Below are 15,194 nucleotides of genomic sequence, written 5' to 3' on the forward strand. Positions count from 1 at the left end.
CAAAAGCGAAGCTTTTCTTCAAACCTCAAATAAACTTAACTCAACTCTGCAACCAAAAAGTTACCGGACCGTCATTGACTAAAGACACCTGCATATCAGCGGCAAATTGACCGGTGGCGATGGTGAGTTCGGTTTTTTTGGCTTGTTGACATAAATAATTAAACAATCGCTCACCTTCCGCCGGTGATGCACCGGATGAAAAACTTGGTCTGAGGCCTTTTTGGGTGTTGGCCACCAGGGTAAACTGCGATACCAGCAATAACTCACCCCCGATATCTTGTAAGGATAAATTCATTTTGCCATTAAAATCATTGAAAATCCGATAGCTGATGATTTTTCGCAATAAGGCATCGGCTTGTTGTTTGTTGTCGTCTTTTTCAACGCCAATAAAAGCCAAGATACCCTGACCAATTTGGCCAACCATTTCGCCGTTGACATCGACCCGGGCTTGTTTAACCCGTTGAATTAAAGCAATCATACCAGGTATTCCTCCACCAACGAATCCAGCGTATCGAGATAATCAGGTTCCGTGGGATCTAACCAAACAGCGTTGTCTTCTTTTCGTAACCAGGTGAGCTGTCTTTTCGCCAGTTGGCGGGTGGCAACGATACCTTTATAAACGAACTCTTCATAATCGGTGCCACCGTTGAGATGCTCAATGGCCTGACGGTAACCCACCGAACGCATGGCCGGTAAATCAGTGTGATTACGTTTATCGGCCAGCAAAGCCTTCACCTCATCTAAAAAGCCCACATCCAGCATCTGCTTAAAACGCTGTTCAATGCGCGCATGCAACAAAGCGCGGTCAGCCGGCGAAATAATGATTTTTAACGGTTTTACGGCTAAACCTTGCTCACTGTCTTGCGCATAGAGCGCAGTCATGGTTTGGCCGGTGATTTCATAAACTTCCAGGGCACGGCTTAAGCGCTGGCTGTCATTGGCATGAATACGTTCGGCGCTTTCAGGGTCAATCTGCTGTAATCTCTCATGCAACATCGGCCATCCGTGTTGCGCCGCCTGTTGCGCAAGTTCTGCGCGAATGGTTTCATCGGCAGACGGTAATGACGACAAGCCCTGCTGTAAGGCCTTGTAATACAGCATGGTACCGCCGGCTAATAAGGGTATTCGTTGGTTATCCCAACTCTGCTGCATTAACTGACGTGCATCACGGCGAAAATCAGACGCCGAATAGGGCTGCCAGGGCTCACGAATATCGATCAGTGCATGGGGTGCGCGTTGAAGTGTTTTACTGTCGGGTTTCGCCGTACCAATATCCATGCCGCGATACACCAAGGCCGAATCCACTGAAATAATATCGGCCTGATGTTGCTCATGTAAACGAATGGCCGCGTCGGTTTTGCCGGCAGCGGTGGGGCCCATCAGGAATATGGCCGGTTGTTTGCGGTGGCCGATCATGGTTTTACTGTCCGCGTAAAAATAATTTATCCAATTGTTTCATATCCAATTGCGTCCAGGTTGGCCGGCCGTGATTACATTGGTCTGAACGCAAGGTGTTTTCCATATCACGTAACAAAGCATTCATTTCCATTAAGGTCAGTTGATGATTAGCTCGCACTGAACCATGACACGCCATGGTCGATAAAATCTCGTTGATGGCGGCTTCAATTTTTGTGCTAGAGCCCAGAGCCACCATTTCAGATAACACATCCTTTAATAACTCTTCGACATCGGCCTGCGCTAAAATCGCCGGCACTTTACGTACTGTTAAACTTTCCTCACCGGTAACACTGATCTCAAAACCCAACTGTACAAACCAATCGCCCTGCTCTTCCACCACCGCCACTTCACGGGCGCTGACATTGATTTGAATGGGCACCAGCAGTTTTTGGTTTTTAAGCTGATCATCGGCAAAACGCTGTTTCATGCGCTCATACAAAATACGCTCATGGGCGGCATGCATATCAACAATTATCAGCCCCTGTTTATTTTCCGCCAGAATAAATACGCCGTGAATTTGGGCCTTCGCATAACCCAATGGCGGAATGTCTTCAGCTTGCACTGATGATGACAAGCCTTGGTCACGATAAAAATCACCGGCTTCTGCCATTGCAACATTGCTACCCGCTGAGGCTAATTTCTGTAAATAACTCAGGCTGTTATGTGGGCTGGCTGCTGAATGTCCGCCATAACCCTGGCCATCAGAACCGCTGAAACCAAAAGTCATGCGATTTTGCACAGGGGCTTGTTCTGATTGTCTTGACTCAACCACCTGATTTTGATCATGCATTCGCGCCGGCGCCAAAGATTGATGAATGGCGCCAAAAATAAAATCATGTACCATTTTCGAATCCCGAAACCGCACTTCATGCTTGGTTGGGTGAACATTCACATCCACCAACTCAGGGTTCAGGTCAAAATACAACACAAATGCCGGATGGCGGCCATGAAATAACACATCTTGGTAAGCTTGACGGATGGCATGTGCCACCAATTTATCTTTAATCACCCGTTTATTGATAAAAAAGAATTGTCGATCGGGACGCGCTCGGTTCCAATTGGGCTTAGCCACCCAACCTGAAAGTGTTAAATCACCTCGTTGATGGTTAATCTTTAAGGCATTTTCAATAAAATCCTTGCCACATAATTGGCTGATACGCTGATTGACTAAAGTATCGGCTTCACCGGGCTGCGCATGACGTACAATTTGACCATTATGGGCTAAGCGAAACCCAACATCAAAGCGCGACAAACTCAGCTGTTTAATCAAGTCATCAATGCGCAAAAATTCGGTGCGGTCAGTTTTTAAAAAACGTCGACGCGCCGGGGTATTATAAAACAAGTCAGTCACTTCTACGGTGGTACCGGTTGGGTGTGAAGCCGGTTCGGGACCGCTGATTTGTCCACCATCGCTTTGAATGGCATAAGCCATTTCTGCCTGATGGTGTTTCGAGGTCAGTTTAAAACGACTCACTGAAGCAATGCTGGGCAAGGCTTCACCGCGAAAACCCAAAGAACCCAAATGCTCCAAATCGTACAGGGAATCAATTTTACTGGTGGCATGACGCTCAATCGCCAAAGGCAACTCAGCTGCTGGGATGCCTTGACCATTATCGGTAATTTTAATGTGCTTTTTACCGCCGGTTTGGACATCAATGGTAACTTGAGTGGCACCGGCGTCCAGCGCATTTTCCACCAACTCCTTAACCACCGAGGCCGGTCGCTCAACCACTTCACCGGCGGCAATTTGGTCAATCAATTGATTGGGTAATTTATGTATGTTCATCGGGCTTATTTTAGCGGTTTTATGAATCACTGACCAGCTAACGTCAATATAAAACGTCATCCTCGGACGAATATCCGAGGATCTCATCGAGTTTCGGTAATTTTAAAAAAATAATTGAACTAAAATATGTTTTTAAGTCATCACTACAAATGGCATATCGCCAGAACATTATGAGATTCTCGGATCAAGTCCGAGAATGACAATCTCTTATGGTCTAAGGTTACACTTTGAAACAAATCATGAAATCAACTTTATAGATCATACAATTAAATGGTGACATGCTTATCAATTTGCTAAAATGGTGCGTTTTTCAGCCCACCGGAACCTTGATAATGATTGGCCATATCCAAGAATTGATTGAAAATGCCTTAGAGCATTTAACTCAGCGCGATGAAATCCAAATAGACAGCATCCCTGATATTCAAGTCGAACGTGCCCGTAATCCTGAACATGGTGATTACGCCACTAACATCGCCATGGTATTGCAAAAGCAATTAAAGCAACCGCCTATTGCGATTGCTGAAATGATTGTGAACGCCATGAACCCCTCCAAGCATATTAAAAATGTGGAAGCGGTCAAACCCGGATTCATTAATTTCACCTTAACCGACAATTGTCGGCTGCAAGTGATTCGTAAGATTATTGAGAAAAAACAGGATTTTGGTGGTAACGACATCGGTAAAGACCAGCATGTGACGGTAGAGTTCGTTTCTGCCAATCCAACTGGCCCGTTACACGTGGGTCATGGTCGTGGTGCCGCTTATGGATCCAGTCTGGTTAATGTCTTAAAAAAATCAGGGTTTAAAGTACATGCCGAATATTACGTCAATGATAATGGCCGGCAAATGGACATTCTTGCGGTTTCAGTCTGGCTTCGCTATTTAGAATTATGTGGCGAGAGATTACGCTTTCCTGATAACGGCTACCAAGGCGATTACATTGTCGATATTGCCCGTCAGGTACGCTCTAAATTCGGTGATGATTTGCGGGTTGATGTCAAAAAAATATTTGACCAAGTGGCCAAAGATGAGTCCATGGGCGGAAACAAAGAAGACCATATTGACGACATTATTCAAAACAGCAAAAACCTGTTAGCTGACCGTTATCAACATGTGTTTTCAATGGCTTTGAAGCAAATCTTAGGTGGCATTGAAGACGATTTAGAGGACTTTAATGTTCATTACGATGAGTGGTTTTCTGAAAAGGGCTTACATGAATCGGACTGGATAGACCGCGCCATGCAACGACTTAAAGATGGCGACCATGTCTATAAGAAAGAAGGTGCATGGTGGTTCAATGCCAGTTATTTTGGCGACGATAAAGACCGTGTGGTGATGCGTGAAAATGGTCAAAAAACCTATTTCGCATCGGATGTGGCCTATTTAATGAATAAATTCGAACGCGGTTTTGATCGTGCCATTTATATTTTTGGGGCTGACCATCATGGTTACATCGCGCGTTTAAAAGCGGCTGCCAAGGCTTTGGGTTATGATGCTGATAAAGTGGATATTTTATTGGTGCAATTTGCAAATTTATTTAAAGGCAAAGAAAAATTAAAAATGAGCACCCGCTCGGGAAGCTTTATCACGTTAAAAACTTTGGTGGATGAAGTCGGCGCCGATGCGGCACGTTATTTCTACGTGATGCGTTCACATGATCAGCATCTGGATTTTGATTTGGAATTAGCCAAGAGCCAGACCAAAGACAATCCGGTATTTTATATCCAATATGCCCATGCCCGTATTTGCAGTATTTTCAGGCAATTGAATGCACAAAATATGCCCTATAATGAAGAGATAGGCAATGTTAACCTTAAGCTGTTAGACACGGATTACGAAAAAGCGCTGATTAGGCAATTATCCATGTATGCTGAAACCATAGCCAAAGCGGCTGTTAGTTATCAGGTCAACACCATTGCCAATTACCTCAAAGATCTGGCGCAAAGTTTTCATCAATTTTATGCACATTGCAAAATCCAGGGAAATAACGAAGATTTACGCAATGCTCGGTTAAACTTATGTTTAGCAACCCGTTATGTGTTAGCAGACGGACTGGCACTAATTGGTTCTTCAGCACCTACTGAAATGCATAGTGAGGATTTTGAACAACATGACTAAACGCAAAACCAGTCGCAAAAAAAGCAACCGCACTGCCGGACGCAAACGACCGGTACCTGGCTGGATTATTTTATTCAGCGGGGTCTTGTCGGGTTTACTTATTGCTGTCATTATTTATGCCAATGGCTGGGTACCCGAACCGGTAAAAAATGCTGATAAGCCGTCACCTGATCAAAGTACTGAGCGACCGGTAGAAGATGTCAGCAGCCATGTGGCTAAACGTGCTAATAATTACGATTTTTACACCGTATTGCCTGAAATGGAAGTGGTGATACCGAAAGAAGACATTGCCCAAGAAGCCGCTAAGAAGAATCAGAATTATCAATATATTTTACAAGTGGCTTCTTTTAAAAACAAAGCCGATGCCGAAACTTTAAAGGCTAAAATTGCCTTTAGCGGCCAAATTGCTTATATTCAAACCATCAATGTCAACAACACCCAATGGCATCGAGTTCGGGTTGGCCCATTTACTTCGGGTCGCGAAGCCGACAAACAAAAACGTGCCATAGAGCAAACAGGCGAACGCGTGTTGATGTTAAAAGAAACCATCGAGAATACGGAATAATTATGAAGTTAAAGACATTATTTATTTTCTTACTAATTTTGAGTTTTAAACTCAATGCGACTCAAACCTTTGAACTGCCAGCTATTGACGTACAGCAGCTTAAACAGTCCGAGATTAAAGCCGAAGGTCCCTTAAAATATGCGATCTCCACAGCAATCGAAACTATTTACACAACGAAACAAGGCCAATCCAAGGTGACTTGGCATAAAAACGCCAATGACAGAATGGAATATTCGATGCGCATTACTGCGGATAATGCCACCAGTTTAAACGTTGGTATGACTGACTTTTTCTTACCACCGTCAGCTGAACTATGGATTTCAGATGACAGCAAAACTGTTGTGCGAGGCCCATACACAGACCGCTATAACCCAACAACCGGGCATTTCTGGGTTGGCGATGTACCCGGTGATCATATCAATTTAAAATTCACAGTTAGTAAACAAGAACAAAAATACCTGTCTTTTAATATTAATCAAGTGTCACTCGGCTTTTATGAATACTGGAAAAGCCCGGCTGAAAATGGTTTAAAAAGCGGCAGTTGTAATATCGATGTGGCGTGTCCAGAAGGCGATGATTGGCGCCCAGAAATCAGCAGTGTCGGTCAATACAGTTTTCAGACAACTGAGGGCGGTTATGTTTGTACCGGGCAACTGATTAATAACACCGCTCAAAATGGTCAACCTTATTTTTTAACCGCTTCTCATTGCGGCTACACTAACAGTTCTTCCAGTGAACGTGATAGCGTGGCCGCTTCTATGAATATCATTTGGAACTACGAATCACAAACCTGTCGCACCCCGGGTTCCGGTGCCAGCGCTAGCCCCATAAGCAAAGGCACTTTTAATCAACGTCAAGCCGGAGCCACTTATGTGGCCAGTAATGCCACCAGTGATTTTGCTTTATTGTTACTCAACCAAACACCGCAAGCACAATTTGAGATTCAGTACACCGGCTGGGATCGCAGCGATACCGCTTTTGATGCCGGTATCGGTATTCACCACCCTTCCGGACATGCCAAACGCATTAGTTTTGAAAACGACCCCTTAAAAATTACCGGTTATTTAGAAGCATCCGGTGGTGGAAGTACACATTTACGAGTCGTTGATTGGGATTTAGGCACAACGGAAGGCGGCTCCTCAGGTTCGGGCTTATGGAACAGCGAATACCGACTAGTGGGTCAACTGCATGGTGGCTACGCTTCCTGTGGTAGCGACACTTCTGATTGGTACGGTCGAATTTATTATTCATGGGATAAAGGCAGCTCCCCACAATCCAGACTAAAAGATTGGCTCGATCCCATCGACAGCAAACAATTAACTTTAGATACCACCGGCCGTTGCGAAGCGCCCAATGTACAAATTAATATCCCTTCCTCGCTCGAAGTGGGCAAATCAGTCACTTATTCAGCCACCGTTTCAGGTGGTAGCGGTGGTTATCAATATGCCTGGGATATCAATGGTGACGGCCACATTAATGGCACCGGCAAAACCATGGAAAGCCGTTATCATCAAGGCTATATTGGCAATGTGACTTTAACAGTGACCGATGACAGTGGCTGTCAGGCGGTCGACTCACGGGCTGTTATCGTTAAATCTCCGGATATCCAAATACAAGGTGAGCCGGTATTAACCCAAGTGTGTGGCAATAACGACGGTGTTATTAATCCCGGCGAACGTTGGCGGGCCACTTTACGTCTAAAAAATGTTGGCAATATGACTGCTCAAAAAGCCTACGCCATTTTTGGTAAAAATCGTGGCCAGGGTAGTGACAGCAACCGCGACATTTATGGCAATGAATTCGCTGCTTGTGAAAAACAGTTTATTCACATTAATCAAAATGAAAATAAAGTGCCTTGGGTGAAACAATGGGCTGATTATGACGCCGATGATATGGGCAATGCCAAAGTTCAGTTAAACAAACCCTTTGATCATTATGGCCAGTCATTGTCGAGTTTGGTGGTATCCAGCAATGGTTATATAAGCACCAATCCAAATGCAGAAGGCGTTGATTACAGCAATGATTGCCCAATTCCAGCTGTGGCGGATTACGATTCAGGCGGGCGTATTGCTCCACTACATGATGATTTACAATTTTCGACGTTATACCATAAGTATTTCACGGATTGTCCAAGAGATGCCGAATCTGGTGCCGGTGCTTGTGAGGTTTTCACCTGGAAAGAAGCTGATTTTGTCGACACCTACGCAAAGGAAAAAACGGATATTCAAGCCATTTTATATCCTGAAACGTCGCAATGGGTATTCCAATACCGTGATAATTTCACCCAAACTGCTTATGCCTCCATTGGCCTGCAAAACCATTCCGCCGATGATGCTTTATTGGTGGGATGCAACCAATCAAGCTTGGTACCGGACAACCAAAGTATTTGTATTTACAATAAAAATCATGGCTTAACTTCAGATGATGTTGATGATTTTGAAATTTCATCACCGGCATTAAATCTTAATAACATGGCCATAAATCAAAGCCGTGAAGTACATGTTGATTTTGTTATAGATGATACTGCCGTCTGTGGCAAAAGTTATACCATTGATTATCAAGCAGGTATTTATGACCAAGGCTTCAACCAAGGCCAACAAAATGCGATTGCGTTTGAAATTGGTTCCGGTGGTCAGTGTCAAGCGGTAAGCCAATGCAGTATTGAAGACGATAATACCGTCACCCCTAAAACCGGTTTGTGGTGGAACCCTGAACGCTCAGGGAACGGTTTGGAAATGCACGTCATTGATAACGATCGCTTACTCTATTTAATGTACACCGGGCGACCGGACGGTTCACCGGTCTGGTACACAGCCGACAATGAAGACTCCGCTTTTAACAGCTATTACAACGAAATCTTTACAGTCGAATATCCCGGCGGTTTTGCTGCTGGCGATAAGCAATTTAGCCAGGTGGGTTGGTCTAATACTTACTTATTTGACTCTCAAAGCGCTTTGCAAGTCAGGCAAATCAATGGTCAATTAAGCGCTGAAAAGTTGGTTTATCAACAAATTGATAATCAAGCCACTGCCAAGCAACACACCGGTCACTATTACGCGCCCAGTGATTCAGGCTGGGGACAATCCGTTATTACAGAAGGGCGATTACGGGTAATCGTCAGTTATTTGTATGACAAAGCGGGCAAGCCCTATTGGACCTATGCCGGCGGTCAAAATGATAACTCTGCTTTACCCACAGGTCATTACGATACCTTCTGCCCACATTGCCCTTCGGTACCGGCCAAGATGCAGGAAGTGGGTGAGATAAAAATGCAATTTAATGGCCAAAAAGATGGCTTAATTAATTTCTATGACATTCAGTACACCGGTGATGCCCAACATCCAGATGTTAATTGGCAAGGTACACAACTACCGGTTATCAATCGTAACCCGCAACCCTGATTAAAAAGGGTAAGGTGTTATGCCTTGCCCTTTTATTCTCACAGCTAGCCTCTTTAACCCCCATATTACTTTTTGGTGCGTAGAGTCATAACCTAGCCGCACCCCTTGCGGGTGCCTGATTGGGTGAAATAGATTGCAAACTATGTTCTAACCATTTGGTTTATCGCCTGCATCGAATTCTAATGCGCATGTTATTACTTTGTTTGCAGATAGGGATTTGTGCCGTTTTTTTGAATACTAAAACGTTTGTAAGTCCACTGGTATTGCGCTGGGTTTAAGCTCACCAGTTTGGCGATATCTTGATTTAAAGCCATGACCGATTGCTGCATGTCACCATAAATTCCTTCATCGGCTTTTTTAAAGTGAATAATAAAACCATCTGCTTGCCGTTCAGCCACTGCCAACACCACAGGTGCATCCGTTTTATGCGCTATTTTAGACAACAGGGTCATGGTATAAGCCGATTGACCCATAAAATCCGCATAAACGCCCTGGCCTGATTTAGGTTGTTGATCCGGTAATATCGCCATAATTCCCTTGTGACTCAAATGTTTTAACATGGTTCTGACACCTTTAGCATCTGCGGTAATTTGTTTAGCACCACCCTGCCCTCGATATGTTAATAGTAACTCTTCAATTTTTTTATCACTTGGTGGTTTATACAGAAAAGCAAAATCGTCATATCGTGACAACCACAAATTAAGCACTTCCCAATTACCAAAATGTGGTGCCGCTAATAACACACCACGGCCTTGTGCCAGTGCATCATCCAAAATCTGTTGATCTTTAACCGCTTTAATCAACTCAGGAAATTGATTTGGATAACGCCGCCACACCACCCCCAGTTCACACACCGCTTTTAGGGTCTCGATTAAACTGTCTTTCGCCAGTTGTCGTTGCTCATCTAATGATTTATTCGGGTAACATAAACCAATATTGGTCAGGGTAATATGGCGTTGTTTGGCTGAAAATCGCCAAAAGATGTTAGCCAAAAAATGGGCTAACTTATGACTGCCGGATAAAGATAACAATCCATTAAGTTTGATAATTAAGTGAAATATAAAGGCTCGCATGACCGACATTATAAAAGATATTACCGGACTTCGGTGACCTAAGCGAATATGTAAGTCATAACTGACGTTTATACTTACAACAGCTTAATTTCAGAACAAAAAAAACCGCCGTCACCGAAGTGACAGCGGTCAATGTGCGAAGACCCCAAACACAAGGCCTTCTTCCATTACCCCGAGAGTGGACATCCATTTCCCGATTATGACTCCCTGTTCATAACCGCAGATCCTCCGTGGATCATTCCTAATGCTTCACTGCGCTTAACCGTCCTTTGTTGTTATCCATGGGTGCCATTATGGAGCATGGTTTTATTTAAATCTGTCCATAAATTCTTATTTAGATGTCAATAATTACCTACAAGCATCTTTCGTACCTTTAGGCATAAAAAAACCTGCCAATCAATGACAGGTTTTTTTAAGTGCTGGAGGTGCCTTACTGCGCACCTGAGTATTTGTCGTTATTGAACCTTAAAAACCAACTGTTTATCGACTAAATCCACCAGAACTTTTTGGCCGGGATTAATGCCTCCCGCCAATAGTTTCTGCGCCAGTGGGTTCTCCAATTCGTCTTGAATGGCGCGTTTCAGCGGTCTGGCACCATACACCGGATCGAATCCGACCCGACCTAAGAAATCCAACGCGGCGTCACTGACGTCAAGATGAATGTCTTTCACCAGTAAGCGATTTTTCACACGACCCACCTGAATCGCCGCAATCTGACGAATTTGTTCCTGTTTCAAGGGGTGGAACACCACAATATCATCGACGCGGTTAATAAACTCTGGTCTGAAATGCTGACCAACAATTTCCATCACCGAAGATTTGATGTCCTCATAATCGTCATTAATTTTCTGCTGAATGACATCAGAGCCCAGATTAGAAGTCATGATTATAATGGTGTTTTTAAAGTCCACGGTGCGACCCTGACCGTCGGTTAAGCGACCGTCATCTAAAACCTGCAATAAAATATTAAACACATCCGGATGGGCCTTTTCCACTTCATCTAAAAGAATCAATGAATAGGGCTTACGCCGCACGGCTTCGGTTAAATAACCACCTTGGTCATAACCCACATACCCCGGCGGCGCACCGATTAAACGGGCCACCGAATGTTTTTCCATAAATTCCGACATATCCAGACGAATAATGGCATCTTCGGTATCAAACATAAACTCAGCCAGGGCTTTGGTTAATTCAGTTTTACCGACACCGGTGGGGCCTAAAAACATAAAAGAGCCGGTGGGGCGATTGGGATCTGATAACCCGGCACGAGAACGGCGAATGGCATCAGAAACCGCTGAAACCGCTTCATCCTGACCAATCAGACGTTTATGGATGGCGTCTTCCATGTCCAATAGTTTTTGTTTTTCGCCGGCCATCATTTTGTTCACCGGAATTCCGGTCCACATGGATACGATTTCGGCAATTTCATTTTCCGTGACTTTATTACGCAGTAATTTAAACTGGCTCATATCAACGTCGGTGGCCTGCGCGATTTGCTTTTCTAAATTCGGCATGGTGCCATATTGTAGTTCCGACATTTTCGCCAAATCACCGGCTCGTTTTGCCGCTTCAAATTCTGCTTTAGCCTGCTCTAAAGATTCTTTTAGATGCGTGGTACCTTGCACCGCCGCTTTCTCAGCATTCCAGATCTCTTCTAAATCAGAATATTCACGCTCTAATTCAGCAATGTTTTCATCCAGTTCTTTGAGGTGTTTTTTGGAACCTTTGTCTTTTTCTCGCAGCAGGGTTTCGCGCTCCATTTTCATCTGAATTAGGCGTCGCTCAATACTGTCCAACTTATCCGGTTTGGAGTCGATTTCCATACGAATTCGACTGGCGGCTTCATCCATGAGATCAATGGCTTTATCGGGTAAATTCCGATCAGTGATATAACGGTGCGATAAGGTGGCAGCGGCAATAATCGCAGGATCTGTGATTTCCACCGCATGATGCACTTCATAACGTTCATTCAAGCCACGTAAAATGGCAATGGTGTCTTCCACCGAGGGCTCGTCCACAAATACTTTTTGGAATCGTCGCTCTAAAGCCTTGTCTTTTTCAATGTACTCACGGTACTCGTCAAGTGTGGTGGCACCGATACAATGCAGTTCACCGCGTGCTAATGCCGGTTTTAGCATATTGCCGGCATCCATGGAGCCTTCGGCTTTACCGGCACCCACCATGGTGTGGAGTTCATCGATAAACAAAATCACCTGACCTTCTTGTTTGCTTAAATCATTAAGCAATGCTTTTAAACGCTCTTCAAATTCTCCGCGGTATTTAGCGCCGGCGATCAAAGCCCCTAAATCAAGAGACAACAATCTTTTGCCTTTAACGCCTTCAGGCACTTCGTTATTGACAATACGTTGCGCCAGGCCTTCGACGATGGCGGTTTTACCCACCCCCGGCTCACCGATTATGACCGGGTTATTTTTGGTGCGACGCTGTAAAATCTGAATGGTGCGACGGATTTCAGCGTCTCGACCAATAATAGGATCGATTTTTGCAGCTTCGGCACGGGCGGTTAAGTCAATGGTGTATTTTTCCAAAGCACCTCGATTTTCTTCAGCGCTTTGTTCGTTGACCTTTTCGCCACCGCGAACGGCATCAATGGCACCGGCAATGGCCTCTCGATTGGCACCGGCTTTTTTCAATAATTGTGCGGTGGTATCAGACGAATCCATTAAAGCCAAGGCAAATAACTCACTGGCAATATATTGATCACCGCGTTTTTGTGCCAGCTTATCGCAGATATTTAAAACCCGGTTTAAATTATTGGATAAACCCACATCACCGGGGCCGCTCACCACCGGCATCATATCGATGGTATTATCCAGTTCTTGTTGTAATTGGTTTAAATTCACCCCGGCCTTGGTTAAGACATGTTTCAGGGATGAATTTTGTTGTTGCAACATGGCATGAAGCACATGCGCGGATTCAATCATATTATGATCCTTACCCACAGCCAAAGATTGGGCTTCACTCAACGCCTGTTGAAAATTTGTTGTTAATTTATTCATATTCATGGTGTTGATAATATTTTGTAAACTGATTGATTAATGGGGGTTAATAGATGCTTTTTCAAATGACGTCAAAGTTGATTTGATTTCACACTGACTCACGATGCGGTATAATGAACGAACGTTTAATTAAATACCCATTTTGACTAAATTTGACTATATTATTGTCGGTGCCGGTTCGGCTGGCTGTGTCTTGGCTAACCGCTTAAGTGCCTCAGGACAACATCAGGTTTTACTGCTGGAAGCCGGTAGTCGGGACTGGAATCCAATGATTCATATGCCCGCCGGTTTGTCCAGACTGGCCACCTTAAAAAGCCTCAATTGGGGTTATCACACCCAACCGGAACCTGAGCTCAATAACCGCCGCCTCTATTGGCCGCGCGGGAAAGTCCTCGGCGGCTCCTCCTCCATTAATGCCATGTGCTATTGTCGCGGTCATCGCAAAGACTATGACCATTGGCGCGATTTAGGTAATGATGGCTGGGGTTATGAAGAAGTGTTGCCCTATTTCCTGAAAAGCGAGAACAACCAAAGCCTTGATAATGACTATCACAGCAATGAAGGACCGCTTTCCGTATCTGACCTCAGCTATGTCAATCCATTGAGCAAAGTTTTTATCGATGCCGCTGAACAAGCCGGGTTTGATCGCACTGATGATTTTAACGGTGCGAGGCAACGGGGCTTTGGCTTGTATCAGGTCACGCAAAAAGACAATCGACGCCATTCATCGGCACAAGCGTACCTGACACCGGCATTAAGTCGTGATAACTTAACAGTGATGACCCATGCCCTGGCTGAAAAAATACTGTTTGACGGCAGCCGCGCCACCGGCATTCAGATTCACTATAAAAACAATACCCAATCTTTATATGCCGATAAGGAAGTCATCATCTCCGGTGGCGCCATAAATTCACCGCAATTACTGATGCTCTCAGGTATCGGTGAGGCCGAACACTTGCGACAACACGGTATTGATGTGGTGCATGATTTACCCGGTGTGGGTCAGAATCTACAGGATCATCTGGATATTTGTCTGGTGCAAGGCAGTCGCCAAAGTATCACTTATGACACCATCAGTGAAATCATGACCGGACTCAAGTATTACCTATTAAACAAAGGCCCCGGTACCTCCAATATTGCGGAAGCCGGTGGTTTCTGGCAAAGCCCACTGGCCGAGGATGACCGCCCGGATTTACAATTTCATTTTGTCCCGGCTATTTTGGATGATCATGGCCGTAATCGCATTAAAGGCAGCGGCTACACCCTGCATATGTGTATGTTACGCCCGAATAGTCGCGGTCAAATCACCCTGGCGGACAACAAGCCCGACAGTGCACCTTTGATTCAAGCCAATTACCTCAGTGCTGCCGGGGACTTAGAAACCATGTTGGCCGGTTTTGATATTCAACGGAAAATTTTTGCGCAGCCCGCTTTTGATGCCTATCGAGACAAGGAAATATTCCCGGGGAATGACGTGCAAAGCCAAGCGGAAATTACTGAATTTATCCGTCAAAAAGCGGAAACCATTTACCATCCCATCGGCACCTGCAAAATGGGCAGCGATGATATGGCAGTGGTTGATAATCAGCTTAAAGTCCATGGCATTGAAGGACTTCGGGTGGTGGATGCTTCAGTGATGCCAACGCTTATTTCTGGCAACACCAATGCCCCGACCATGATGATGGCAGAAAAAATCAGCGATTCTATTCTCAATGGAGTGCTGCTGAGCAGCACGACCCGCCGAGCCGGTTGGTGAGCGAAGCGAATCAGAGGC

At 44.8% G+C, this 15,194-nt stretch carries 9 protein-coding genes; 4 read left to right on the plus strand and 5 right to left on the minus strand.

Features of this window, described 5'->3' with window-relative positions; genetic code table 11:
• Positions 1-40: 40 nt before the first annotated feature.
• Genes dtd through mutL form a run of 3 tightly spaced genes read right to left on the minus strand, consistent with a single transcriptional unit; the run spans position 41 to position 3,244 of the window.
• On the minus strand, positions 41-478 hold the full coding sequence (gene dtd, locus OS173_RS01950) for a D-aminoacyl-tRNA deacylase (protein ID WP_267182591.1): 438 nt from the start codon (positions 476-478) through the stop codon (positions 41-43).
• A complete protein-coding gene (gene miaA, locus OS173_RS01955; protein ID WP_267182592.1) occupies positions 475-1,416 on the minus strand; it encodes a tRNA (adenosine(37)-N6)-dimethylallyltransferase MiaA in 942 nt (313 codons plus the stop codon). Before miaA ends, dtd begins: the two co-directional genes overlap by 4 nt.
• Before the next feature lie 4 nt (positions 1,417-1,420).
• A complete protein-coding gene (mutL, locus tag OS173_RS01960) occupies positions 1,421-3,244 on the minus strand; it encodes a DNA mismatch repair endonuclease MutL (RefSeq protein WP_267182593.1) in 1,824 nt (607 codons plus the stop codon).
• Positions 3,245-3,576: 332 nt separating this feature from the next.
• On the opposite strand from mutL, the gene argS reads away from it, so the two are divergent.
• The 3 genes from argS to OS173_RS01975 are packed head-to-tail and all read left to right on the plus strand — an operon-like array spanning position 3,577 to position 9,327.
• Positions 3,577-5,361 (plus strand): arginine--tRNA ligase, encoded by a 1,785-nt coding sequence (gene argS, locus OS173_RS01965; protein WP_267182594.1) that lies wholly within the window; start codon positions 3,577-3,579, stop codon positions 5,359-5,361.
• Positions 5,354-5,926: an SPOR domain-containing protein gene (locus OS173_RS01970; protein ID WP_267182595.1), complete on the plus strand. Its 573-nt coding sequence runs from the start codon at positions 5,354-5,356 to the stop codon at positions 5,924-5,926. Before argS ends, OS173_RS01970 begins: the two co-directional genes overlap by 8 nt.
• A 2-nt stretch (positions 5,927-5,928) precedes the next feature.
• The gene (locus tag OS173_RS01975; protein ID WP_267182596.1) at positions 5,929-9,327 is read left to right on the plus strand and encodes a PKD domain-containing protein; all 3,399 of its coding nucleotides are present in this window, start codon (positions 5,929-5,931) and stop codon (positions 9,325-9,327) included.
• A 194-nt stretch (positions 9,328-9,521) separates the two neighbouring features.
• Here OS173_RS01975 and OS173_RS01980 read toward each other — a convergent pair whose 3' ends face one another.
• Together OS173_RS01980 and clpB are read right to left on the minus strand one after the other, a co-directional pair.
• The gene (locus tag OS173_RS01980) at positions 9,522-10,400 is read right to left on the minus strand and encodes a lysophospholipid acyltransferase family protein (RefSeq protein WP_267182597.1); all 879 of its coding nucleotides are present in this window, start codon (positions 10,398-10,400) and stop codon (positions 9,522-9,524) included.
• A gap of 455 nt (positions 10,401-10,855) precedes the next feature.
• On the minus strand, positions 10,856-13,426 hold the full coding sequence (gene clpB / locus OS173_RS01985; RefSeq protein ID WP_267182598.1) for an ATP-dependent chaperone ClpB: 2,571 nt from the start codon (positions 13,424-13,426) through the stop codon (positions 10,856-10,858).
• Between the two features lie 136 nt (positions 13,427-13,562).
• Between clpB and OS173_RS01990 the strand changes: the two genes are divergently transcribed.
• On the plus strand, positions 13,563-15,176 hold the full coding sequence (locus OS173_RS01990; protein WP_267182599.1) for a GMC family oxidoreductase: 1,614 nt from the start codon (positions 13,563-13,565) through the stop codon (positions 15,174-15,176).
• Positions 15,177-15,194: the final 18 nt, after the last annotated feature.

Source organism: Marinicella gelatinilytica, assembly GCF_026410405.1.
Classification (GTDB): Bacteria; Pseudomonadota; Gammaproteobacteria; order Xanthomonadales; family Marinicellaceae; genus Marinicella; species Marinicella gelatinilytica.